The sequence below is a fragment of the Candidatus Moraniibacteriota bacterium genome, assembly GCA_016699795.1.
Taxonomy (GTDB): Bacteria; Patescibacteriota; Minisyncoccia; order Moranbacterales.
In genome coordinates this window covers 49,005-72,991 of record CP065011.1, presented here as the reverse complement: position 1 = coordinate 72,991, position 23,987 = coordinate 49,005, and the positions used below count along the sequence as shown (strand labels likewise).

Annotated in this window: 27 protein-coding genes; 25 read left to right on the top strand and 2 right to left on the bottom strand. The window is 35.3% G+C overall.

What is annotated here, in order from left to right; all coding sequences use genetic code 11:
* Positions 1-165 precede the first annotated feature (165 nt).
* Genes serS through IPN70_00360 form a run of 4 tightly spaced genes read left to right on the top strand, consistent with a single transcriptional unit; the run spans position 166 to position 3,812 of the window.
* A complete protein-coding gene (serS, locus tag IPN70_00375) occupies positions 166-1,485 on the top strand; it encodes a serine--tRNA ligase (protein ID QQS61378.1) in 1,320 nt (439 codons plus the stop codon).
* Positions 1,442-2,494 carry an A/G-specific adenine glycosylase gene (locus tag IPN70_00370; GenBank protein ID QQS61377.1) on the top strand — a complete coding sequence of 351 codons (1,053 nt, stop codon included), beginning with the start codon at positions 1,442-1,444 and terminating at the stop codon, positions 2,492-2,494. Before serS ends, IPN70_00370 begins: the two co-directional genes overlap by 44 nt.
* Positions 2,491-3,417: a UDP-N-acetylmuramate dehydrogenase gene (gene murB, locus IPN70_00365; GenBank protein ID QQS61376.1), complete on the top strand. Its 927-nt coding sequence runs from the start codon at positions 2,491-2,493 to the stop codon at positions 3,415-3,417. The genes IPN70_00370 and murB overlap by 4 nt, the downstream gene beginning before the upstream one ends.
* A 29-nt stretch (positions 3,418-3,446) precedes the next feature.
* Positions 3,447-3,812 carry a ribosome-associated translation inhibitor RaiA gene (locus tag IPN70_00360; protein ID QQS61375.1) on the top strand — a complete coding sequence of 122 codons (366 nt, stop codon included), beginning with the start codon at positions 3,447-3,449 and terminating at the stop codon, positions 3,810-3,812.
* 82 nt (positions 3,813-3,894) lie between these two features.
* Here the strand turns inward: IPN70_00360 and IPN70_00355 are convergent, their stop codons facing one another.
* A complete protein-coding gene (locus tag IPN70_00355; GenBank protein ID QQS61374.1) occupies positions 3,895-4,278 on the bottom strand; it encodes a hypothetical protein in 384 nt (127 codons plus the stop codon).
* 161 nt (positions 4,279-4,439) lie between these two features.
* Here IPN70_00355 and secA point away from each other — a divergent pair, with 161 nt between their 5' ends.
* The 7 genes from secA to IPN70_00320 all read left to right on the top strand — a co-directional run bounded on the left by secA (position 4,440) and on the right by IPN70_00320 (position 11,736).
* Positions 4,440-7,085, top strand: a complete 2,646-nt coding sequence (secA, locus tag IPN70_00350) for a preprotein translocase subunit SecA (GenBank protein QQS61373.1) — start codon at positions 4,440-4,442, stop codon at positions 7,083-7,085.
* A gap of 188 nt (positions 7,086-7,273) precedes the next feature.
* On the top strand, positions 7,274-7,498 hold the full coding sequence (locus tag IPN70_00345) for a hypothetical protein (protein ID QQS61372.1): 225 nt from the start codon (positions 7,274-7,276) through the stop codon (positions 7,496-7,498).
* Between the two features lie 11 nt (positions 7,499-7,509).
* Positions 7,510-7,992, top strand: coding sequence for an 8-oxo-dGTP diphosphatase (locus IPN70_00340; protein ID QQS61371.1), 483 nt, complete (start codon positions 7,510-7,512; stop codon positions 7,990-7,992).
* Positions 7,993-8,122: 130 nt separating this feature from the next.
* Positions 8,123-8,545 carry a hypothetical protein gene (locus IPN70_00335; protein ID QQS61370.1) on the top strand — a complete coding sequence of 141 codons (423 nt, stop codon included), beginning with the start codon at positions 8,123-8,125 and terminating at the stop codon, positions 8,543-8,545.
* A gap of 270 nt (positions 8,546-8,815) precedes the next feature.
* The gene (gene nrdR, locus IPN70_00330) at positions 8,816-9,301 is read left to right on the top strand and encodes a transcriptional repressor NrdR (GenBank protein ID QQS61369.1); all 486 of its coding nucleotides are present in this window, start codon (positions 8,816-8,818) and stop codon (positions 9,299-9,301) included.
* Entirely contained in the window at positions 9,298-11,424 is a 2,127-nt protein-coding gene (locus IPN70_00325) for a ribonucleoside triphosphate reductase (GenBank protein ID QQS61368.1), read from the top strand. Before nrdR ends, IPN70_00325 begins: the two co-directional genes overlap by 4 nt.
* A 63-nt stretch (positions 11,425-11,487) precedes the next feature.
* Positions 11,488-11,736, top strand: coding sequence for a hypothetical protein (locus IPN70_00320; protein ID QQS61367.1), 249 nt, complete (start codon positions 11,488-11,490; stop codon positions 11,734-11,736).
* Positions 11,737-11,802: 66 nt separating this feature from the next.
* Here the strand turns inward: IPN70_00320 and IPN70_00315 are convergent, their stop codons facing one another.
* Positions 11,803-12,306: a hypothetical protein gene (locus IPN70_00315; protein ID QQS61366.1), complete on the bottom strand. Its 504-nt coding sequence runs from the start codon at positions 12,304-12,306 to the stop codon at positions 11,803-11,805.
* Between the two features lie 104 nt (positions 12,307-12,410).
* Between IPN70_00315 and IPN70_00310 the strand changes: the two genes are divergently transcribed.
* The 14 genes from IPN70_00310 to IPN70_00245 all read left to right on the top strand — a co-directional run bounded on the left by IPN70_00310 (position 12,411) and on the right by IPN70_00245 (position 23,932).
* A complete protein-coding gene (locus tag IPN70_00310; protein QQS61365.1) occupies positions 12,411-13,115 on the top strand; it encodes an anaerobic ribonucleoside-triphosphate reductase activating protein in 705 nt (234 codons plus the stop codon).
* A 205-nt stretch (positions 13,116-13,320) separates the two neighbouring features.
* Complete coding sequence (locus tag IPN70_00305) at positions 13,321-13,701, top strand: hypothetical protein (protein ID QQS61364.1); 381 nt, start codon at positions 13,321-13,323, stop codon at positions 13,699-13,701.
* 105 nt (positions 13,702-13,806) lie between these two features.
* Positions 13,807-14,850: a ComEC/Rec2 family competence protein gene (locus IPN70_00300; protein QQS61363.1), complete on the top strand. Its 1,044-nt coding sequence runs from the start codon at positions 13,807-13,809 to the stop codon at positions 14,848-14,850.
* Positions 14,851-14,887: 37 nt separating this feature from the next.
* Positions 14,888-15,703 (top strand): MBL fold metallo-hydrolase, encoded by an 816-nt coding sequence (locus IPN70_00295; protein ID QQS61362.1) that lies wholly within the window; start codon positions 14,888-14,890, stop codon positions 15,701-15,703.
* Between the two features lie 403 nt (positions 15,704-16,106).
* A complete protein-coding gene (locus tag IPN70_00290) occupies positions 16,107-16,367 on the top strand; it encodes an AtpZ/AtpI family protein (GenBank protein ID QQS61361.1) in 261 nt (86 codons plus the stop codon).
* Between the two features lie 24 nt (positions 16,368-16,391).
* On the top strand, positions 16,392-17,144 hold the full coding sequence (atpB, locus tag IPN70_00285; GenBank protein ID QQS61360.1) for a F0F1 ATP synthase subunit A: 753 nt from the start codon (positions 16,392-16,394) through the stop codon (positions 17,142-17,144).
* Positions 17,145-17,296: 152 nt separating this feature from the next.
* Positions 17,297-17,530 (top strand): ATP synthase F0 subunit C, encoded by a 234-nt coding sequence (atpE, locus tag IPN70_00280; GenBank protein ID QQS61836.1) that lies wholly within the window; start codon positions 17,297-17,299, stop codon positions 17,528-17,530.
* A gap of 9 nt (positions 17,531-17,539) precedes the next feature.
* Positions 17,540-18,046 (top strand): F0F1 ATP synthase subunit B, encoded by a 507-nt coding sequence (gene atpF / locus IPN70_00275; GenBank protein ID QQS61359.1) that lies wholly within the window; start codon positions 17,540-17,542, stop codon positions 18,044-18,046.
* A 55-nt stretch (positions 18,047-18,101) separates the two neighbouring features.
* On the top strand, positions 18,102-18,497 hold the full coding sequence (locus IPN70_00270; protein QQS61358.1) for a F0F1 ATP synthase subunit delta: 396 nt from the start codon (positions 18,102-18,104) through the stop codon (positions 18,495-18,497).
* Between the two features lie 50 nt (positions 18,498-18,547).
* Positions 18,548-20,056, top strand: a complete 1,509-nt coding sequence (locus IPN70_00265; GenBank protein QQS61357.1) for a F0F1 ATP synthase subunit alpha — start codon at positions 18,548-18,550, stop codon at positions 20,054-20,056.
* Between the two features lie 119 nt (positions 20,057-20,175).
* The gene (gene atpG / locus IPN70_00260) at positions 20,176-21,123 is read left to right on the top strand and encodes an ATP synthase F1 subunit gamma (protein ID QQS61356.1); all 948 of its coding nucleotides are present in this window, start codon (positions 20,176-20,178) and stop codon (positions 21,121-21,123) included.
* Positions 21,124-21,184: 61 nt separating this feature from the next.
* The gene (gene atpD, locus IPN70_00255; protein QQS61355.1) at positions 21,185-22,561 is read left to right on the top strand and encodes a F0F1 ATP synthase subunit beta; all 1,377 of its coding nucleotides are present in this window, start codon (positions 21,185-21,187) and stop codon (positions 22,559-22,561) included.
* Between the two features lie 65 nt (positions 22,562-22,626).
* Positions 22,627-23,040, top strand: a complete 414-nt coding sequence (atpC, locus tag IPN70_00250; protein QQS61354.1) for an ATP synthase F1 subunit epsilon — start codon at positions 22,627-22,629, stop codon at positions 23,038-23,040.
* A gap of 148 nt (positions 23,041-23,188) precedes the next feature.
* A complete protein-coding gene (locus IPN70_00245) occupies positions 23,189-23,932 on the top strand; it encodes a hypothetical protein (GenBank protein ID QQS61353.1) in 744 nt (247 codons plus the stop codon).
* Positions 23,933-23,987 lie beyond the last annotated feature (55 nt).

Below are 23,987 nucleotides of genomic sequence, written 5' to 3'. Positions count from 1 at the left end.
TCTCAAGTAAAAAAAGAAAATATACTTTTACTTTTTGAATCAGTTGAGAATGGATGTTGAAAATTTTGAGAATGTATTTTTGATACTATAGAAATGGAATGAGATGCCTGGAAATAGGTTTTGAGATAAAATTTTTAAAAATGGGAAAATAAATAATATATTTTTATGCTTGATATTCAATTTGTCCGAAATAATCCCGATATTGTTCGGGCGGCGGTTAAAAATAAGAACATTACGGTTGATGTGGATAAACTTTTGGATAGGGATGAAAAAAGACGAGTTTTAATGGCTGAGGTAGAACTTCTTCGATCAAAAAAGAATGAGATAAATGAAAATATTAAGAAGACAACGGACCAAGAATATCGAATGAGGGCTATTGAAGAAGGAAGAAGAATTAAAGAAGAATTAGAGAAAAAAGAACCTGAGCTTAAGCTTCTTGACGAACAATTTTTTGAATATATGTATCTTTTGCCTAATATTCCTAGCGAGGATACTCCTATAGCAAAAGATGAAAGTGGCAATGTTGTTTTACGAAAGATTGGAAAAAAACCATCCTTTGATTTTGAGCCTAAAGAGCATTTTGTGTTGGGAGAAGAATTGGATCTTATTGATAGTAATCGAGCTGTAAAGGTGAGTGGCTCTCGATTCGTGTATCTTAAGGGTGATTTAGTTATGCTTGAATGGGCAATGATGATGTTCGCATTTCGCACTCTCACCAATGAAGATATTCTCAAAAAAATAGCACAAGAAAATAATATAGATGTTTCTACTCAACCTTTTATTCCAGTATTTCCGCCGATGATGATTCGCCCTGAAATGCATAAGCGTATGGGGCGACTCGATCCAGAGGAAATGTATATGCTTGATCGAGATAATCTTACTCTTATTGGAAGCGCAGAACATACACTTGGCGCGATGTATGCTGATGAAATTCTTAATGAAAAGAATTTTCCGATTCGCATGGTCGGCTTTTCTGGAGCATTTCGTCGAGAAGCTGGATCATATGGAAAGGATATGAAAGGAATCTTAAGACTGCATCAATTTAATAAACTTGAGATGGAAACATTTACCCTTCCTGAATTTTCTCGTGTGGAACAAGATTTTATCGTGGCTATTCAAGAATATCTCATGAAAGCGTTAGAAATTCCTTATCAAGTTTTGGCTGTTTGTACAGGAGATATGGGAAAGCCAGATTATAGGCAAATTGATATAGAAGCATGGATGCCGGGGCAGAATACATATCGCGAAACGCACACTTCAGACCTTATTGGAGATTTTCAAGCAAGGCGTTTAAATACTCGTGTAAGGCGGTTAGATGGAACATTAGAGTTCGTTCATATGAATGATGCTACTGCTTTTTCAGAAAGACCTCTTATTGCTATTTTGGAAAATAATCAACAAAAAGACGGAAGCATTTTGATCCCGAAAGTATTACAAGAGTATGTCGGAAAAGATCGTATTGAAAATCGAAAAGAAACAAGATAGAGAAAAATTTTCACAAAGAAAGATACTTTCTTTCTTTGTGAAAGAACTTATTTCGTTTTATGAAAAAAACAAAAGAGATCTTCCTTGGAGACGATCAAATATTTCACCTTATGAGGTGTGGGTTTCGGAAATTATGCTTCAACAAACGCAAGTTTCTCGTGTAGAAGTATACTATAAAAGGTTTCTTGAAAAATTTCCTACTCTCGATATATTAGAGAAAACTTCATGGGAAGATTTTTTACCTTATTATCAAGGACTTGGCTATTATCGCCGTGGTCGCAATATGCTCCATACTGCAAAAAAAATTATTTCCCAGCATGATGGGAATTTTCCTCTTGATCTGAATGAGCTTGAAAAACTTCCTGGTGTGGGTGCCTATACGGCGAGAGCTATTGCGAGTTTTTCGAATGATGAAAAAGTTCTTGCATGGGATACAAATTTTTCTAAGGTTTTCGGGAGATTTTTTCTGGGTTCAAAAGATGGAAAATTGTTGGCAAAAGATTTTGAGAGAAAGATTTTTGAAATACTTTCTTTATCTAAAAATAAAAATTTTTCTTTTAAAGATATAAATTCGGCGGTTATGGATTTTGGCTCACTTGTATGTGTGAAAAGTCCAAAATGCGAGCCTTGTTCTCTTAAAAGACATTGTACTTATTTTCTTCAAAATGGCTTAATGGAAGAAAAATCATTACAAAAAAAAGAAAATTTTCCTTCAAAAGAAGCAAGTGCCTATGTTATATTGCATGAAAATCACAAAAAATATTTTTCATCGTCAGAAAATTTTTTTAGACCATTCATGTTTTCATCTCCTTATACAAATAGGCCTGCTATAAAGGACTTTTTTGAAAAAAAATATGGACTTGTTGTTGCTGTTCGTCCACCAAAAATGAAACTTTTTGTGAAAGATATTCCTGTATTTGTAATCTATGCTCAAATTCTTTCGGGAGAGCATAATTTTAGTATATTTTCAGGAGAGATTGTTCGTGCTAAAGTAAATACATGGCTATGAAAATTCAAGAAAATATACGACTTGCACCATATACCACGTTTAAAATAGGTGGGCCGGCAAAGTGGTTTGCGTGTGTTTCGAATACAAAAGAAATTCAAGAAATACTTTTTTGGAGTAGAGAAAAAAATATACCCATTTTTTTTCTTGGTGGGGGAAGTAATGTATTGATATCAGACAAAGGATTTGATGGTCTAGTTATTCATTTGGAAAATATTGATCCTATAATAAATAATTTTGAAATAAAAGCTTTTTCAGGGACTTCTCTCAAAGATGTGGCCATAATGGCTCAAAAAAATTCTTTAGCAGGGATGGAAAATCTTTATGGTATTCCAGGTTCTGTTGGTGGAGCTGTGAGGGGGAATGCAGGAGCATTTGGAGTAGAAATGAAAAATGTAGTATCTCAAGTTGAGTTTATTGATAAAAGAAACTTAGAGATCCAAAAAATCTCTTCTAAGGAATGTCATTTTTCGTATCGAACAAGTGTATTTAAAGAAAGAGGAGATAAAATTATTACACACGCGACATTTTTATTGAAACAGGGCGATACTGATGAATTAGAAAAAGTTATGAAAGATGTTGAAGAAAAACGAAATTCTAGACAAGATCAATCAGCGATGTGCGCGGGATCATTTTTTGTTAATCCAATAGTAGAGAATAAAGAGCTTCGATTGGAATTTGAAAAAGAAGTCGCATCCCCTTGTCGTGAGAATAAAGTTCCTGCAGGTTGGTTAATTGATAAAGTTGGTCTTCGAGGGAAACGTATTGGTGATGCTATGGTGAGTGAAACACACCCCAATTATATTCTTAATGTTGGGAGAGCTACATCGGATGAGATTATAATGTTGATGAGTTATATAAAGCAACAAGTTCGTGATAATTTTGGTGTAGAACTTGTGCAGGAAGTTGAATTTGTTGGATTTTAATTTGTTTTAGTCGCTATAATAAAAAACATATGAATGTACAATATCTTTTCGAAGGAGTAGATGTAAGTGCTAGAACTCGAATGTATATAGAAAAAAAGCTTGAAGTGGTTGAGCGTGTTTTTGTAGACGCGCAAATAAGAGAATTAATAATTGCTGATGTTGAAATTGAAAAGGATAAGAGAGGGGAATATCGAGTTGAGATAATGTTAAAAACACCCAAAAATACCTTTCGATCAGAAAATATTTCCGATACTATAGAAAATGCTATGGATTTGGGGCAAGAAGATTTAAAAAGACAGATTCGTGAAGTGAAAGAACGAGAAGCTGTTCTCAAAAAAAGAGGTGCTCGATCAATAAAGAAGAAAATGGTAATTGATAAAGATGCAAGGTTTTGACTCCGAAAGTACTTTCGAATTTTATAAGAAAGAAAAAAAATCGACTTCATGTTGAAAGTTGGTTTGTTTTAACAAAGACTAATTAGGAAAGAGATTCTATATCACTGTCCGCTTCCTTTAGAGTAGCCAAGGAGAGAAAAAAGATAACAAAGGCATCCAATAGGAGAAGCACTCCCTGAAACATTGAAAAAAGAGGATATTCTTCTTTTGTGATTTCAGGAAAGAGAGGGAGAAGAGCGAGAACAGTCACTATTCCGGACAACACGAATTCTGAGAATTTTGTATTGCTTTTTTCGTTGAGAGACACATCCCATTTTATGGGAATATACCCAAAGGAAAGAGTGAAGAGGATTACTGTATAGATGGAATCACTCCCTCCAATATGATTGAAAAGTGATCCAAAAGCAAATCCTAAGAAAGTATAGAAAAGGGAAATTACAATCATTGATATGATGTTTAAACTCATGATACACCTGCTACAATTGGTAAGATTAAAAGAACTTTTCTGCCACGACAATGTTTTGAAGCGACGAAGGGAAAATAATACAACGAACATATTTTGTCAAGTTTACCTTTTAAACTTTCATTGCTAGTATGAAGAGGCTTTATTTCTTTAGAAAAATACATATGATTAGTTTCTTTTCAAAAATTTTTGGTTCTAATGAAAGAGAAATTCGAAAAATGCAGGTTATCGTAGAAAAAGTTGCTATCTTGGAGGCTGATATAAAAATACTTTCCGATGAAGAACTTCGTTTGAAAACACGGGAATTTCGTGATCGATTGAAAAATAAAGAAACGATGGATGAAATTTTACCAGAGGCTTTTGCTGTAGTTCGAGAAGGTGCAAAGAGGGTTCTCGGACAACGACATTTCGATGCTCAGATTATGGGAGGAATTATTTTACATCGAGGAAAAATTGCAGAAATGAAAACGGGAGAGGGTAAAACACTTACCTCTACATTGGCAGTATATCTTAATGCTCTTTCAGGAAAAGGAGTTCATGTGGTGACGGTTAATGATTATTTAGCTCGTCGTGACTGCAATTGGATGGGTATGGTCTATGATTTTTTGGGACTTTCTACGGCGTGTATTATGCACAACGCATCATTTCTTTATGAACCAAAGAAAATTGATACTAATGAAGTAAGTATAGAAAAAGAAAACCTTCGACCTATTACCAGAAAAGAAGCATATGCGGCTGATATTACGTATGGAACAAATAATGAGTTCGGTTTTGATTATTTACGAGACAATATGGCGCAAAGTCTTGAGGATATCGCTCAAAGACCTTTTCATTATGCTATTGTAGATGAAGTTGATTCTATTCTTATTGATGAGGCAAGAACGCCACTTATTATAAGTGCACCAGATTCGGGATCTGTCGATATGTATGCCAAATTTGCTCAAATTGCTTCAGGTTTAAAAGAAAATACAGATTATACCTTGGATGAAAAATCTCGATCAGTTGCTATAACGGATGATGGTATTTCTCGGGTAGAAAAGATTCTTGGTGTTTCTAATCTTTACGATCCAACTAATATTCGTCTTATTCATCAATTGGAACAAGCGCTCAAGGCTCACGCTATTTTTATAAGAGATAAAGATTATGTGGTGAAAGATGAGGAAGTTATGATTGTTGATGATTTTACCGGACGACTTATGCCAGGGCGTCGCTATAGCGAAGGATTACATCAGGCTCTTGAAGCTAAAGAAGGTGTTTCTGTACAACGAGAATCAAGAACTTTAGCTACTATCACTTTTCAGAATTTTTTTAGAATGTATGAAAAGCTTGCCGGAATGACCGGAACAGCTATGACAAGTGCAGAAGAATTCGCAAAAGTGTATGAGCTTGATGTTGTGGAGATCCCGACCAATAAACAAATGATTCGAAAAGATTTCCCCGATGTTATTTATAAAACTGAAAAAGTTAAATTTTTGGCTATTGTTGAAAAAATTAGAGAAGTTTACGCTAAAGGACAGCCAATTCTTGTGGGAACGATTGCTATAGAGAAATCAGAATATTTGAGTGAGCTTTTGCGAAAGAAAGGAATTAAACATCAAGTCCTTAATGCTAAACAACATGAGAAAGAAGCTGAAATTATTTCGCAAGCGGGACGAAAGGGTGCGGTTACAATCGCTACAAATATGGCGGGTCGAGGAACTGATATTAAACTTGAAGAAGGTGTTTCTGCTTTAGGCGGTTTGTTTATTCTTGGAAGTGAACGGCATGAGGCTCGACGAATTGATAATCAGCTTCGAGGGCGTGCTGGACGACAGGGAGATCCGGGAGTCTCTCAATTTTTTGTTTCTTTGGAAGATGAACTTATGCGTCGTTTCGGTGGAGATAAACTTAAAAGTCTTATGACAACTCTTGGGCTTCCTGAGAATGATCCTATTCAAAATGCAATGATTTCTCGAACTATAGAAAGTGCTCAGAAGAAAATTGAAGGATTTAATTTTGATATCAGAAAGCATGTTTGGGAATATGACGATGTTATGAACAAGCAACGAGAAGTTGTATATAGAAAGAGGATGGAGATTCTTCAAACAGGAGATATAAAATCAATTCTTCTTACATCTCTTAATGACCATATTGAAATGCAATTTTCTCATATATGTGTAGGAGAAGATATGGAATGGGAAGTAGCTCGGATACAAGAAAATCTTTCAGATATGTTTAAAGTGGATAAGAGTGTTATTAAAGAGCTTGAACGAATACGAGATGATCGTTCTTTGGAATCGCATCAGAAAAGAACAAAACTTTGTGAGCATGCCTTTGGTTTAGCAAAGCTGGCTTTTAATAAGAAAGAAGCAGAGCTTGGCGCTGAAAATGTTTCTCGAGTTGCGAAAGCACTTTATCTTCGAACTATTGATATGCTTTGGATGAATCATTTAGATGAGATGGAATATATGCGTCAGGGTATTGGGCTTCGGGGGTATGGACAGAGAGATCCTCTTATTGAATATAAAAAAGAAGCATTCCATCTTTTTTCGGGTCTTATGGAAAGTGTGCGAGGGTCAGTTCTTTCCTCGGTATTTCGTCTCGAATCTGCTCCGGCTGTTTTTGGCGGAGGGATATCTCTTCAGAATGTAAAACTAAGTGGACCATCAGAACAAGTGAAGCAATTCGGAGGTTTTGATACAACAAAGATGAATTCTAGCGGAGGAGAAGAATCAAAATCTCAGCCTATACGAGCTAGGCAGCAAGTAGGAAGAAATGAACCTTGTCCATGTGGAAGTGGAAAAAAATATAAACGCTGTCACGGTGCGTGACGTAGTTTGAAATCCCGTCGTTCACCTCAAATGAAAGTAAACTTTCGCTCGCGGGCTCGTTAGGAAGTATAGGAAATTTTTTGGGTCTTAAAATTTTAATATTTAGTTCAAAAAAAGTATATATTTTTTCGCGAATGTATGAGAGAGTATAAGAAATGTTTTGAAAAATAAATAAATAATTATTTTGTATGAATGAAGAAGAACTTACACAAAAACTTGATGCTATAGAAAAAAAGATTGATATCATCGAGCAAGAAGTACATAAAGTACGAAAGCATCTCATGACCCGTTTTATTATAAGTCTTATTCTTTTTGTTCTTCCTATTATCGCAATTGCTTTTTCAGTACCGTTTCTTCTTGATTTTATATCTTCATATCCGATGGATATATACCAAGAACTTAATTGGAAATAATCGCAGAATCTATGAAGAAAAGACTTTTTACTCTTTGTCTTGCTACTAAAGAAGGAAAAATTCTTCTTGGTATGAAAAAGAGGGGTTTTGGTATGGGACGGTGGAATGGATTTGGTGGAAAAGTTGAGGCGGGAGAAACAATTCCTGAGGCGGCTCGTCGTGAAATGTTTGAAGAATGTGGCGTAGGTGTTGAAAATATGGAATACAGAGGCGTGCATGAATTCATTTTTGAATCTCGTCCTGATGAAATTATGGTAGTGCATATATTTTGTGTGGATAGTTTTGTGGGATTTCCTGAGGAAACGGATGAGATGAAACCAAAATGGTTTAATTTTGAAAATATACCTTATAAAGATATGTGGGCAGATGATGAATATTGGTTTCCATTATTTCTCGAAAACAAAAAATTTCAAGGAAAATTTTATTTTGGAAAAGGGGATAAAATTCTTTCACAGGAACTAAAAGAAGTTTCTGATCTTCCCTCGCTTGAATAAAGAAAAAATTTTTGAAAAAATAAAGCAATAGGCGAAATTAATATATACGTACCCCTTGATTTTTTCTGGGGATATGATAGGGTTTTTGTGTCGGAAAGTATCCGATTTTTTTAGTTCTTTGAGGTGAAAAATGATACAAAAAAATCTCTCTCAAACCCCAGTATTTGATAGGGGAAATCTTAGACGGATGCGTGAAGCCAAACAAATAATCGGAGAGGATTATCTTGATAGACTTATTGTAAAGGTTGGGCCCTATCGTCTAGATCCTGAAAATCAATCAGGATCAATTCTTATTATCGCCGAGCTCATGGGCTTGTTGAGAAGTCCTTCAGAGCTTTATCTCTCGGGAGAACCCTTGCCCAATAAAGATGGAATGCGGAGAATTGTCGCTCGATGTCTTCGTGATTTGGATTGGGAGTGCGTTTTCTTGAGATTTGCAGAGCAATATGAAGAGGAATTGAGAAAGCCAAAAACACATTCCTCAATACGACTCCTCATGAATGCTTGTAGATTGGGAGATCAAATAACAGTAGAAATACTCCCTCAAAGATAACTTTTTCAGGAACGTTATTTCTCTCATCAAGAAAAACCCCTTTAGATAAATATATGTAAAGGGGTTTTTGTATGGAATTATTTTTTTAAGTGAATTATTGAAATAGGCACCTCTTCCTTTTCGGTGGATAAATCATTTTTTTTCTTTCATACTCGCGAATTTGCTTAAGCAAATAATTTCGAGTATACTCATTATTATGTAAAAAACCACAATATATTGTGTAGAAAGTAAAGATAGCTACACAATATCTAGAAAATGTAAAGACTTTTTATGATATGTCCTTTTTGTCAGAATACAAGCGTTAAAGTTATTGATTCCCGCGATGTGCATGAGGGGCGTGCTATTCGAAGAAGAAGGGAATGTGAAAAATGCGGACGACGTTTTACCACATATGAAGAAGTTGAAGTGCTAAAAATTACTGTAGTAAAGCGATCGGGGGAAGAGCAGGAATATGATCGAGAAAAAATTCGGAAAGGATTAGAAAAAGCCTTTGAAAAGAGGCCCGTAACACTTGAGCAGATAGAAAAATTTCTTGGAGATATAGAATACGGTATTCATTCGAGACATAATGAAATAATAAAAAGTAGAGACATTGGAAAGCTTATTTTAAAAAAGCTTCGGGATATTGATGATGTTGCGTATATGAGGTTTGCAAGTGTATATAAATCGTTCAAAAGTGTAGGAAATTTTCGTAAAGAGCTGGATAAACTTGAAGAAGAAAAAAAGATAGGATTAAGAAAAGAAAAGACTGTATGAATACAATAGCCATCCCAAAAAAAGAAGAGGAAAAAAATAGCTCTCTAGAAAGTTCTACTTTACTTCGTATTATAAAGAGGAGTGGGAGAAAAGCAGCTTTTCAACCTAAAAAAATTGTGATCGCTGTGGAAAAAGCTCTTCTCGTTACAGGAGAGGGAACAACAAAAGAAGCAAAGAAGGTTGCCAAAAAGGTAGTTGCGCTTTTGGAAAAAGAGGCTTTAAAATTTAAAAAAAATTCAGATAAGGAATATATTCCAAATATTGAAAGTGTTCAAGATACTGTAGAAAAGGTATTGATGGTTTTGGATTTTGAAGAAACGGCCAAGGCTTATATTCTCTATCGAGAAAAAAGACGACAAGCACGGGAAGCGAGAAACTCTTTGCAGGACGCTATTCGCCTTGTGGATGATTATTTGGGTGAATTAGATTGGAAAACGAAAGAAAATGCCAATATGGCGTATTCATTGCAGGGTCTTAATAATTATATTTCTAGTGCTGTAAGTGCAAAGTATTGGATGAGTAGAATTTATCCAGAAGAAATTCGTAATGCACATGAAGAAGGTGATTTTCATATTCATGATCTTCAGGCAATATCAGCATATTGTTGTGGTTGGGATTTACAAGATCTCTTACATGAAGGATTTACTGGTGTTGATGGGAAAGTTTCATGTTCTCCAGCAAAACATTTTAGCGTTGCTCTTGGACAAATAGTTAATTTCATTTACACATTACAAGGTGAAGCAGCTGGGGCAGAAGCTTTTTCAAATTTCGATACTCTTTTAGCTCCGTTTGTTCGATATGATAACCTTTCTTATAAACAAGTGAAACAGGAAATGCAGTCATTCGTTTTTAACATGAACGTTTCTACTCGTGTAGGTTTCCAGACTCCGTTTTCGAACATCACTCTTGATATGACTCCTCCAAGCACTCTCCGCGACGAATCTGTGGTTATAGGGGGTGTTCCTCAAAAAGAAAAGTATGGTGAGTTTCAGAAAGAAATGGATATGATAAACAGAGCTTTCGCCGAGGTTATGTGTGAGGGAGATTCTTCTGGAAGAATATTTACCTTTCCTATCCCGACATATAATATAACGAAGAATTTTCCTTGGGAGGATAAACGATTTGATCCTATTTGGGAAATGACAGCAAAATATGGCATTCCTTATTTTGCAAACTTTGTAAACTCTGATATGAGTCCGGATGATGCACGAAGTATGTGTTGTAGATTGCGGTTGAATAACAAGGAGTTAAGAAAGCGTGGAGGTGGTCTTTTTGGAGCGAATCCTCTTACAGGATCTATTGGTGTTGTAACGATAAATCTTCCTCGTTTGGGTTATATTTCTCAAGATATGAGCGATTTTTATGAGAAATTAGATCATCTTATGGACCTTGCTAAAGAAAGTTTGGAGATTAAAAGAAATGCTGTTGAGCATCTTACGAAAAAAGGTCTTTATCCTTACACAAAGTTTTATTTGAGAAATATTTATAAGCGATTTTCTCTTTATTGGAGTAATCACTTTTCTACTATAGGAATTGTGGGAATGAATGAAGCACTTCTTAATCTTGTGGGGGAACCTATTACAACAGAAAAAGGAAATTTTCTTGCTCAGGAAGTTCTTGAACATATGAGAGATCGCATAATAAACTATCAAAAAGAAACGGGAAATATGTATAATCTTGAGGCAACTCCTGCAGAAGGAACGTCGTACAGATTAGCCCTCAAGGATAAGGCAAAATTTGATACTATTATTTTTGCTAATGATGAGGATGTTCGAAAACATAAGGCAGAACCATACTATACAAATTCATCTCAACTTCCCGTTGGACACACACAAGATATCTTTGAGGCATTGGATCTTCAGGATAATTTGCAAACAAAATACACAGGAGGAACTGTCCTTCATGGATTTCTTGGAGAACGACTTTCTAAAGGAACTCAGGTACGAGATCTTGTAAAGAAAATTTCCCATCATTATCATCTTCCTTATTTCTCTATCACACCGACGTTTAGTATTTGTCCCGAACATGGATATTTGTCAGGAGAAGTTCCTATTTGTCCGTTTTGTGTCGTTTCTGGAGTAAGTGAAAAGTTACAAGTGAAGAAAAAGGAAAATAATACATAAAATAATAAAATAAGAGTATTGATGATTTAAAAAAAGATTATCAATATTCAAAAAAAAGCGAATATGGAAAAAATAACATGTCATGACTGCGAGGAGATAATTTCTGAGGGAGAGAAATACATGGAATATGAAGCTCAAAAATGCTCATATTATAAATGCGTACAATGTTTTAAAAAAGATTCAATGCTTCGTAATTATCGCACAACAGAAGTATATTCTCGTGTTGTGGGATATATCCGCCCTGTTTCTCAATGGAATAAAGGAAAGCAAGCTGAATATAATGATAGGAAAGAATACGCTTGTTCTTGTTAGTTTAGCTCCGAATTCTTTAAAAAGAAAAAAAGGGGAAATGTTTTTCCCCTTTTGATACGAAACCTATTACAACGCTCCTTGTTTATCAATAAGTTTCCTTGACCTTTCCATATTTTTTGTCCATTTAGACAGCGTTTCTTTTTCCCCGAAGGATTGGACTTCTCTTATGGAAGTGCAAAAACTACTTGATTTTGTATCAAAGGTTTTTTCAGATACTTTTCCTGAAGTGTCTATGAAGATTACTTCGAGCTTCTGACCCTCGAAAAGACTAAAAGGAAAGGCTGCATGCCTTCGATACTTTACAATCCCGAGAGAATCATCCTTAAAATTGATCGTATCCCATGTGCTGAGAAAGAAAGAACAGGAGAACTCTTTTCGCGAGAATTTTTCTTGAAGTAATGTGAGGGGGTTATTTCCTCCTTGAAGGAGATTATAAACCAAAAAACCTACCAGAAAAAAACCTAAGAAGAAGGAGATCAATTTGGCCATATAACCAACTAAAGATCTGCGGGGTTTAATTTTCATCTCATCTTCGCCGGAGTCAGAAAAATCTTCGTGATTAGTGGTCATGGAAGTAATTCCTCTAGGGGATAGGGAGCAGATGTTAAAGGGCATAAGAGCGGATTATATATAACACAAAAAACTAAATTTGTCAATTTTAGAAAAAGAGATATATGCATATAGCAGGCTTTGAAAAATTTACCCTTCTTGATTATCCTGGAAAAATGGCCACAGTTGTTTTTACTCCTGGATGCGTTTTTCGATGTCCTTTTTGTCATAATCCTGAATTAGTTGAGGTGACAGATAGTATTTCTCTGGAATTATTCAAAAAAAATCGTGAAGAAGAATTCTTTGATTTCCTTGAAAAACGAAAAGGAAAACTTGATGCTGTTTGTATTACAGGAGGAGAGCCCACACTTCAGAAAGATCTTTTGGAAACAATTTCTCGTATACGATCTTTGGGATTTTTGATTAAACTCGATACGAATGGCTTTTTTCCAGATATTGTGGAGAAAATTCTCAATGAGAATGTTGTTGATTATTGGGCTATGGATATTAAACATATGCCAGAAAAATATTCACTCGCAACTGGTGTAAGTGTTCCTCTTGATGATATAAAAAGAAGCGTTTCTCTTCTTATGAAACGAGCGAAAGAATATGAATTTCGAACTACGGTTGTTCCTGGGATTCACGAAGAAGAAGATTTTTTTCGTATTGCAGAATGGATAGATGGCGCGAGTGCTTATTATTTGCAAGAGTTTCGACAAGGAAAGATTTTATGTAAAGACTTACAAATTGCAGCTGATACATTTGTAAATCTTGATCGTATCCAAAAAAACATACAAGATCATTTCGGTTTGATTGAGATTCGACGTTGAAATTTTTAGGATTTTTTTATTTGGATATTTTCATAAGCAAGGTTCTATAAAAAGATAATTTTTTATAAGACTTTCTTTTTTTCGAAAAAATAGTGAGGGAGATGGTCATTGTTGTTTATATCGATGTGGCTATTTTTTGCATTTTTTTATAAAAGAAACTACTTTTCTTTCATAGGGGAAGGAAAATTTTTTATCTATTTAGCACATGCTCTCTTTTGAACAAAAGAAGATTCTTTTTGTATCTGACGGTTTGGTTTCTTTTTCGATAGCCCTTCTTGTTGGTGCAATAAGTATTCTTTTTTTTAAATTTTCTTGGATTATCTTTTTTTTGAGTTTCGGATTAGGAATGGCTCTTCTTGGAGGATTCTATGAAAATAGGCATATATACCCTTATGTTATTTTTTTTCTTTCTCTTCCTTTTTTCTTATTAATCTTTTCAAAAAAGACAGATTTTTCTTTCATTGAAGGTATTTCTGGAACAGCTTTTTCTCAAGAAGTTGTCATTTCTGGATCATCTGTGAAAGAAAATTCAACGCAAAGAGTTCCTTTTGTTTTTCAGTATTGTGATAGGGGAGATTGTTTTTAAGAGGAGGCCTTCTTACGTACTCAATTATGGGAAAATTATCAGCAGGGAGAACATGTTTATGTTTCATGCAATTGGGAAATTCCTGAATATGACAAGGAAACTCAAATGGATTGGAAAAGAATATTTGCTTCTCGTGGGCCAGTTCTTTTTTGCTATGATTATAATCCTCGAAAAACTGGAGAAAGAACGATTACTTGGCAATCGCGATTAGCGGATATGCGATCTGATTGGGAAAGTCGATTAGAAAAAATCCTTCCTTTCCCAGAAAGCGCTCTTGGCTCGGGATTACTTTTTGGAGGGACCTCTCGATTTAGCAAAGAATGGGAGGAAAAATTTAATAATACTTCTATGACTCATATCGTAGCGGTTTCGGGGTATAATGTTACCCTTTTGGTTCAATATTTTTCTCTTATTGCTATTGCCATAGGTATTCGTCGACAACATTCTTGGTGGATTGGCGTCCTTGGTATTTTTTTCTTTCTTGCTCTTATAGGATTTCCAGCTTCTGGAGTTCGTGCCGGCATTATGGGTATTCTCGTTCTCTTTGCTGTGCGAGGTGGTGTAATAGGTTCTGGTACGAGAGCTCTTCTCTTGGCAAGTGCGATGATGGTTTTTGATAATCCGTTTATTCTTCGATACGATGTTGGTTTTCAATTGTCCGTATTAGCAACGGCAGGAATTCTTTTGGGCGTTCCTATAATAGTAACTAAATGGAACAAGCAAAAATTTCCCTGGATAGTGGAAATTTTCATTGAAATTTTTTTGACTACGTTGGCCGCACAATTATTTGTTCTCCCACTTATACTAGGAACATTTGGCTCTTTCTCTTTTCTTTCTTTGTTTGCTAATATTCTTATTCTTTGGAATATACCATTGGTTATGTTTTTTCTCTTTTTTGCTCTTGTAGTAAGTTCTTTTTCTTTTTTTCTTGCGAAACTTTTTGGTTTGGGGGCTTCTTTGATTCTTTCTTATAATCTTTTTGTTATAGATAGTATCTCTTCTTTTTCGTTTTTTTCTATCTCATCTTTCTCGATGGATTTTTCATATATGTATTATGGGGCTATCCTTTTTGTACTTTTTTGGTATTATGTGAAAAATCGAAGGAAAAAATATTTACAATGTGAGCTTTATGAGGCTGGTGAAAAATAGCACGATCCTTTTTTGGATTCTATTTATTTTGGGAGGAATGACGTTTGTTTTTGGCTGGCATATTTTTCAGAGCACTTGGAAAGACTCTTCTGGTATAAAAGTTTCTTTTTTAGATGTTGGTCAGGGAGACGCTATTTTACTTTCTTCAGGAAATATACAAGTACTTATTGATGGAGGACCGAATCCAAAAATTCTTCTTGATCGATTGCGTCAAGAAATGCCATACAATGACAGACATATTGAGATGGTGATAGCGACTCATCCGGATGCGGATCACATAGGAGGTTTTTCTGAACTTATGCCTGTGTATGAGATAGGTCTTGTGGGAGAGACGAACACAGAGAAAGATACTGCTGTCTATAGGGCATGGAGAACGAATCTCGAAACATATACTACCCCAAGAAAAGTTTTTTCTTGGGGAGATCGTTTTGTCTTTCCTAATGGGGCTGTTGTGAATATTTTACATCCTTCTGGAAAAATTAAAGAAGCCGAAAAGGATATTAATAAAGCCAGTCTTGTTCTTTTTTTGGAATATGGGGCACAATCATTTCTTTTTACGGGGGATCTTCCAGGAGAGCAAGAGTCTTTCCTTGATGTCTCAAATGTGGACGTTCTGAAGGTAGCGCACCATGGATCAAAATCTTCTACAACAGAAAATTTTTTGGAAAAAATTCATCCAATAGACGCTATAATTTCTGTTGGGAATGATAATAAATATGGTCATCCTGATAGTGATATACTAAAACGATTGGAAGAACGAGATGTCCGAATAGTGCGCACAGATGTTTCAGGAACTATTACATACTATTGTAAAAATGAATTTGATAGTTGCCAAATAAGAGTTCGTCGTTAAGCGTCTGTGAATATTTTTGTATTGAAGTGTATATCTCATATTTTTCGATTTTTTTAATATTGTTATTTTATACTTGAGGAAATTGAAATTTGTAATAAAAATTTCTTTACTCTGACGAGAAGGGGGATTGATTGCTGATAACCTTTAGGGAAGAATGTTTTTTAATAGTTTGTTTTTGATGCAGAACATTTTTTAAGAGAATAAAATTTAAATTTCTTATTTCTTGCTTTATGGGTAGAGGAAATGAAAATATTTGAGGTTTTTATAGGCCAATAGAGGGGGTGAATTTTTATAATATTTGAGAGGAATAGTGCATCTCATTGTTAATTTTCTAAGCTCTTGACTTTTTTCTTGAGAAGAGGAAAATAAAAGAGGGTTTTTAAAAGCTCTTTTTGTTTTTTTTATGATTTCTTTGAAGAAAAAAGAAGACACACCTTGGAGTGCTTTGAATTTTGCTTGGGAGTTAGGATATATTATCGTTATTCCTTTAATCTTGGGAGTAATGGTGGGAAAATATATAGATTTTTTATTTAAAACTTCTCCTATATTCTTTCTTTTGAGCCTTTTCTTTTCTATTGTAGGAACAGCAATCTTGGTTTATAGAAGAACTCTTCACGTATTACGTTCTCTTGAGCAAGATATTGAAAAAAAGAAAAAAAAGTAGAGAATTTATTATTTTTGAATAGTTATGCACATTTCCCTTTCTCCGGAAATTCTTGGTTTTATTGGAACATTTCCTCTTACCAATACATTATTGGCAACGTTGTCTTTGAGTGGATTTGTTATTGCTATCTCTCTTTTTGTTCAGAAGAAAATTTCTTTAGTTCCAAAGAAGATTCAAAATGCTTTTGAATCTTTGATAGATTTTCTCTTGGATTTGGTGAATGATGTTATGCAGGATAAAAATCTTTCTCGAAGAACATTTCCCCTTATCGCTTCTATATTTATTTTTATTTGGGTTATTAATCTTTTTGAAGTTCTGCCCGGAATGGGAACGGTGGGAATGTTTGAAATTGTCCATGGAGAAAAAGAATTTATACCTTTTATCCGAAGTGCTTCGGCAGATATGAATATGACATTAGCTTTGACGGCAGTCGCTCTTTTTGCTATTCATTATTTCGGTGTTTCTGCCTTGGGCGCCTCTTCCTATCTTGGAAAGTTCTTTGTAAGTCCATTTAAGAAACCTTATGGGATTGGAACTTTTGTTGGATTTTTAGAATTGGTCAGTGAAGTATCTAAAATTCTCTCTTTCTCTTTTCGATTGTTTGGAAATATTTTTGCTGGAGAGGTTCTTCTTATGGTTATGCTCGTGCTTGTTCCTTATTTCGTACCTATCCCATTTCTTTTTATGGAGCTTTTTGTTGGTTTTATTCAGGCATTGGTATTTGCTATGCTTACAGCAGTTTTTATTAAGATGGCAACAGTGAAGGCGGAACATTGATTGTTCTTTTAAATACTTTTTCTTTCAAAAAAAGAAGAAGTGAAGAAAGAATAATTTGTCAGTTAATTATATTCCCATTCTCTTTTTAAGGGATGAGGGAAATAAAGGGAATACGTAAAAATATGGGAGAAGCAAAAGAAGTCGCGGAAGCGATGGTAAGTAATGTTGAGGCTATGAAATCACTTGGTGCAGCTATAGCTATTGGAGCTGGAGCAATAGGACCTGGTATAGGCTTGGGTATTTTGGTTTCAAAAGCTGTTGAAGCGGTTGGTCGAAATCCTGAAGCAGTAGGAAAAATTCAGCCATTGATGATTCTTGGTATGGCATTTACTGAAGCAGTTGCTATTTATGCTTTAGTTATAGCTTTGATTATTAAATTCGTTTAGCTTTTTTGTATGGAAATTCTTTCCAAACTAGGAATTGATTGGCGACTTTTTCTTGCACAATTGATTAACTTTCTTATTTTTTTCTATGTTCTTCGACGATTTGTATTTACTCCAATTTTAAAATATTTGGAGGAACGAAGAAAGAAAATTGAAAGGGGTCTTGAGCATGCAAAAAAGTCTGAAGAGCTTCATAAAAAAGTAAAAATTGAAGCGGAGAAAATTGTTCTTGATGCAAAACGAGAAGCAAAAGAAATTCTTTCAGAAGCACATAAAGAAGCTAAACGTTCTGCAGATGTTTTTCTTGAAAAGGCAAAAGAAGAATCAATAGAAATTCTTCAAGAAGTTAAAAGCCAGGCGGAAGAAGAACGACGCGCATACATTATTCGTTTCAAGTCAGATATAGCGAAGTTGGTTGTTTTTGCCGCAGAAAAGGTCGTGGGAAAGCGTTGGGATTCATCTGAAGATAAAAAGTTTATTGAGGATATTCTTTTGGATATGTCGAAAAAGAGTTCCTAGTCATAAGAAGATAGTATTGTATAGTTAGTTATTGTGCATTTTTGTTTTTATCTGTATGAAAATTACTCCAAAACAATATATTCAAATTTTAAGGGTACTTATAAAAAAGTATCCTGAAGATACCGCCATGATCTCGAAAAAATTTATTTTTATTTTGAGAAGAAATCATCATTTGGGACTTTTTTCAAAAATTAAACGGTTGTATTGGGAATATCAGGAAAAAGATCAAATTACGGAAACGGCTCGACTCCAGACTGCTTATACATTTTCTCCAAAAGAACAAAGTGATTTAGAAAAAAAGATTCAGGCTGTAAGAAAAAATCCAAAAATGAATATTGTATGGGAGGAAAATAGACTTCTTGGTGGAGGAGCGCAAATTCACTTTGGAGAGAAAGGTTATGATGAAAGTATCGCCAGAAGATTTCGAGTATTAAAAACATATATGAAATAAAAGAAGATTTCTTCTATTTCCCTTAATTTTTCTAACTATAATGCACATATATGCAACATACAGATCCTATTATTGATTATATTCAGAAACAGATTCAAGCATTTGATCCCAAAGCAAAAGAGGATCCTGTTGGAATTGTTTTAGAATCAGGAGATGGCGTCGCTCGCATTTCCGGTCTCTCCAGAGTTGCCATTATGGAAATGGTAGAATTTCAATCTGGTCTTTTTGGTGTAGTTCTTAACTTGGAAGAAAGTCAGGTTGGTGTGATGATTTTAGGATCATCCGGAGATGTTGCTGAAGGAGATATGGTTCGTGCTACGGGAAAAATTTTATCTATTCCTGTGAGTGAAAAGATTATTGGTCGTGTCGTTGATCCACTTGGAGCTCCGAAAGATGGAAAGGGAGAAATTCCCGCAAAAGAACGGATGCCTATTGAAAAAGTTGCTCCAGGAGTGGTGACTCGTGAAGCAGTGAATCAACCAGTTCAAACTGGTATCAAAGCTATTGACGCTATGATTCCTATCGGACGAGGTCAAAGAGAGCTTATCATTGGTGATCGACAAACAGGAAAAACTGCTGTAGCTATTGACGCTATCATTAATCAGAAGGGGCAGAATATGATTTGTGTTTATGTGGCTGTAGGACAGAAAGAATCTAAAGTTGCAAGAATTGTTGCAGAATTAGAAAGTCGTGGAGCTATGGAATATACCGTAGTCGTAAGTGCTGGAGCATCAGAGGCTGCGAGTTTATCCTTTCTTTCCCCGTACGCAGGATGCGCTATCGGAGAATATTTCATGGCTCAAGGGAAAGATGTTCTAGTTGTCTATGATGATCTCTCAAGACATGCTTGGGCATATCGTCAGATTTCTCTTATTCTTCGTCGCCCACCAGGACGAGAAGCTTATCCAGGAGATGTTTTTTATTTGCATTCACGACTTCTAGAAAGAAGTGCTCGACTTAATAAAGAATATGGAGGGGGATCTATAACAGCATTACCTATTATTGAAACTCAAGCTGGAGATGTAAGTGCTTATATTCCAACGAATGTTATTTCTATTACTGACGGACAAATTTATTTGGAAAGTAATTTATTTTATAAAGGCATTCGGCCCGCAGTAAATGTGGGACTTTCAGTTTCTCGCGTAGGATCATCGGCTCAGATTAAAGCTATGAAGCAAGTGGCTGGTCAACTTCGTCTCGACCTTGCTCAATTTAGAGAGCTTGAAGCTTTTGCACAATTTGGTTCTGATCTTGATGAAAAAACGCGAAGTCAACTTGAGAGAGGAAGAAGGACTGTAGAAATTTTAAAACAAGATCAGTATTCTCCCTTAACAGTTTCTCAGCAAGTTATTTCATTGTACGCCGTTACTCGGGGATATATTGATGAAGTTCCTGTTGAAAAGGTTCGCGTATGGGAACAGGAGCTTTTGACTTATTTTGATTCTCAGAAAAAAAATATTGTTGAGAAGATTACGAAGGAAAAGGTGATAACGGAAGAAATTGAGGAACTTCTTAAAAAGGCGATAAAAGAATTTAAAGAAGTATATCTGGAACAGTAGAAAAATATGTATAAAACTTTATCTATCATAAAGAAGAAAAATATTTGATAGAAAAGGGGGTGTCTTACATATTTTTGGAATCTAAAAAATAGTGTTTTTATACGATTAAATAATTTCTTATGGGATCAGCGCGTGAAATACGATCAAGAGTGACTTCCATTAGGAACACGCAGAAGGTGACGCGTGCTATGCAGATGGTTTCAGCTGCGAAAATGCAACGTGCTGTGAAGAATGTTCTGGATATTCGTCCTTATGCTCATAATGCTTGGAGTATTTTGGCAAATATGTCACGAGCAATGAAGAATAGAAAACACCCACTTCTTGATGCGCGAGAAATTTCAAATGTTTTAATTGTAGTTATTGCTTCTAATAGAGGTCTTTGTGGAGGTTTTAACACACAAGTACAGAAAAAATTTCGCTCTCTCCTTTCTCAAGAAGATCGATTATTTGCTTTTTCTGGAGAAGTTAAAAAGGAATTATCAAAAAAAGATCGCATCGTAGATGTTGTGGCTATTGGTCGAAAAGCAGAAAAAATGGCGACAACATTAGGAAAAAATCTTATTGCTTCTTTTCCTGATTTGATGCATACGCCAAGTTTTGATGAAGCGCGAACAGTTGCTAATACTCTTATTGATTGGTATTTAGAAAGACGATATGACAAGATTGTTGTTGTCTATACGGATTATATTTCTGCCCTGAAACAAGAAACGAAGACGCGTCAAATTTTACCAGTAAGCGTTTCAGAATTTGAGAAACAACTTGCTGAAATGGATATCTTACAAAAAGAAATTGGACTTACTGGCCCTTCGTATGAATATAAAATTGAACCATCCCCGGAAGTTGTTTTGGATGCATTACTGCCCGCACTTATTCGAACGCAGATATATCATATGGTTTTAGAGTCAAATGCATCAAAGGAAGCTTCGCGAATGGTTGCCATGAAGAATGCAACCGATGCTGCTGGAGAGATTGCTGATGAATTTATGTTGGTATATAACCGAATTAGACAGGCAAAGATAACGCAAGAAATTGCAGAAATAAGTGCTGGACGGGCGGCTCTGGAATAAAAAATATTTATAATGTTATTACGCATACTATTTTATAACGTAGAAGAAAAGGAATAATTATATGAGCACAGGAAAAATTACGCAGATAATCGGACCGGTAGTGGATGTGGAATTTCTCAAGGAATTACCAAAGATTTATGAGGCTATTGAAATAATAAAAGAAGATGGGGAGAAAGTGGTCTTGGAAGTACATCAACATTTGGGAACAGGAATAGTAAGATGTGTTGCACTTGCTTCCACGGATGGATTGAGACGACATATGGAAGTAAAATCAACAGGAAGTTCTATACAGGTACCTGTGGGAGAGGGGATTTTAGGAAGAATGCTTAATCTTTTGGGAGAGCCTATCGATAATAAGGGCGAAATAAAAGCTAAGAAAAAACTTTCTATTCATAGAAGTGCGCCTAGTTTTTCTGAACAGTCACAAAGAGCAGAAATTTTTGAAACAGGAATAAAATCTATCGACCTTATCTGTCCTTTTGTTAAAGGAGGAAAAGTAGGATTATTTGGAGGTGCTGGAGTGGGAAAAACAGTAGTTATTCAAGAACTTATTCGAAACATTGCTCAAGAGCATGGTGGTTATTCGGTATTTGCTGGAGTAGGAGAACGGACTCGTGAGGGAAATGATCTTTATCATGAAATGAAAGATTCTGGAGTTCTTGAAAAAACAGCACTTGTTTTTGGACAAATGAATGAGCCTCCTGGAGCTCGTCAACGAGTAGCTCTTTCAGCGCTTACTATGGCAGAGAATTTTCGTGATGAAGAAGGGAAAGACGTTCTTCTTTTTATCGATAATATTTTCCGTTTTACACAAGCTGGATCTGAAGTATCTGCGCTTCTTGGACGTATTCCTTCAGCGGTGGGATATCAACCTACCCTGGCAGAGGAAATGGGACAATTACAAGAACGTATCACTTCGACAAAAAAAGGTTCTATTACTTCCGTTCAAGCTGTATATGTTCCGGCTGATGACCTTACTGATCCAGCACCTGCAACGACGTTCGGACATCTAGATTCAACAGTTGTGCTTTCTCGAGCACTCTCTGAATTGGGAATTTATCCAGCGGTAGATCCTTTGGATTCTAGCTCAACTATTTTGGACCCAAGAATTGTGGGAGAAGAACATTACAGTGTTGCGAGAAATGTACAGAGAATTTTGCAAAGATACAAAGATCTTCAGGATATTATTGCTATTTTAGGAATGGATGAACTTTCGGATGAAGATAAAATTACTGTTATTCGAGCAAGAAAAATTCAAAAATTTCTTTCCCAACCTTTCTTTGTGGCACAACAATTTACTGGAAGAGAAGGAAAATATGTAAAGATTACAGATACTATCAAAGGCTTTAAGATGATTGCTGAGGGGGAAATGGATGATGTTCCTGAACAAAATTTTTATTTGAAAGGAGATATTAGTGAAGTAAGAGAGGGTGTCTAATGTATGTGCTTTGAGTAAGTAATAGATAGTTAGCCTTTCTATAACTTCTAAAAATTTGTGAATCTATGAAATCATTTCATTTTATTCTTGCCACACCAGAGCGAAAAGTAATGGATTGTGATGTTGTACAGGTAACACTTCCTGTTGTGGATGGGGAGATTACCATTTTAGCTGATCATATTCCTTATGTTGGAGTTTTGCGATCAGGAGAAATTCGACTTGTTCTTGCTAAAGATTCAAAAAAAGAAGAACTTGCTTTGTCGAGTGGCTTTTTGGAATTTGGAAAAAATATACTTACAGTACTTGCTGATACTGCTGAACGTGCAGAAGAAATAGATATCGAGAGAGTAGAAAAAGCTGTAGCACGTGCTAAAGAGGCTAAAGAAAGAAAAGATCTCAATGAAATAGAATACGCAACAGTAGCTGCTCAACTTGAAAAAGAACTTGCCAGGCTTCGTGTAGCGAGAAAAAGAAGGTAAACTTTGAAAATTTCGTTTCAAAAAAAGATTGGCAATAGTTTTATTTAAGCTAAAAATATAAAATTAGCACTCGGACTTGACGAGTGCTAAAACGGTTACTATAATAAGAATGTAATTCATTTTTATTTTGTGTTGGGAATTTTGTTCTATGAACCCTCGTCAACAAAAAATACTTTCGGCTGTAATAGAAGAATATACTCAAAGCGGACTCCCTGTTGGTTCTCGTTGTCTTGTTGAAAGATATGCACCGGACGTTAGCCCGGCAACTGTTCGAAATGATATGAGTATTCTTGAAGAAGAAGGCTTTCTCTTTCAACCTCATGTGAGTTCAGGAAGGGTTCCTACGGATAAAGGCTATCGTTTCTTTGTGGAGACCCTTATGGAAGAACATGAGCCTACGCGAGAAGAACAAATTCATATGCAAAAAGAAATTCTTCAGTTACGAGCAAAAAATGTTCGAATGGCAAGAACAACAGCAAAACTTCTTTCTGCTCTTTCGGGAAATATTGGAATGGTAGGGAGATTGGATAGAGAAGAGTTCTATGAATCAGGTTTAAGAAGTTTATTGATAGAGTCTGATCAGAATCGAGATGAATTGTGTCGATTGGCGGAGGCATTAGATTATATAGATGAAAAAGTTGATATTCTCATTAAGGATTTAGGAAAGGATAAGACAAAAATTTATATAGGAGATGAAAATCCTATTCATGGGATATCGGGATATTCCATGGTAGTTTCATCGTATGAAAGTCAGAGCGGTGAGCCAGGAATTGTTGCTGTTATAGGACCAAAAAGAATGAGATATGAGAGAAATAAATCTCTTGTAGAATATATGAAAAAAATTCTTAACACCCTCCCATCCTTTGGAATAGTTTTCGTTTTTTTCTTTTGATTGGGTGGAAAATTGGGTAAGAGAATGAATGTTTGATAATAATAAAAGAAGATGT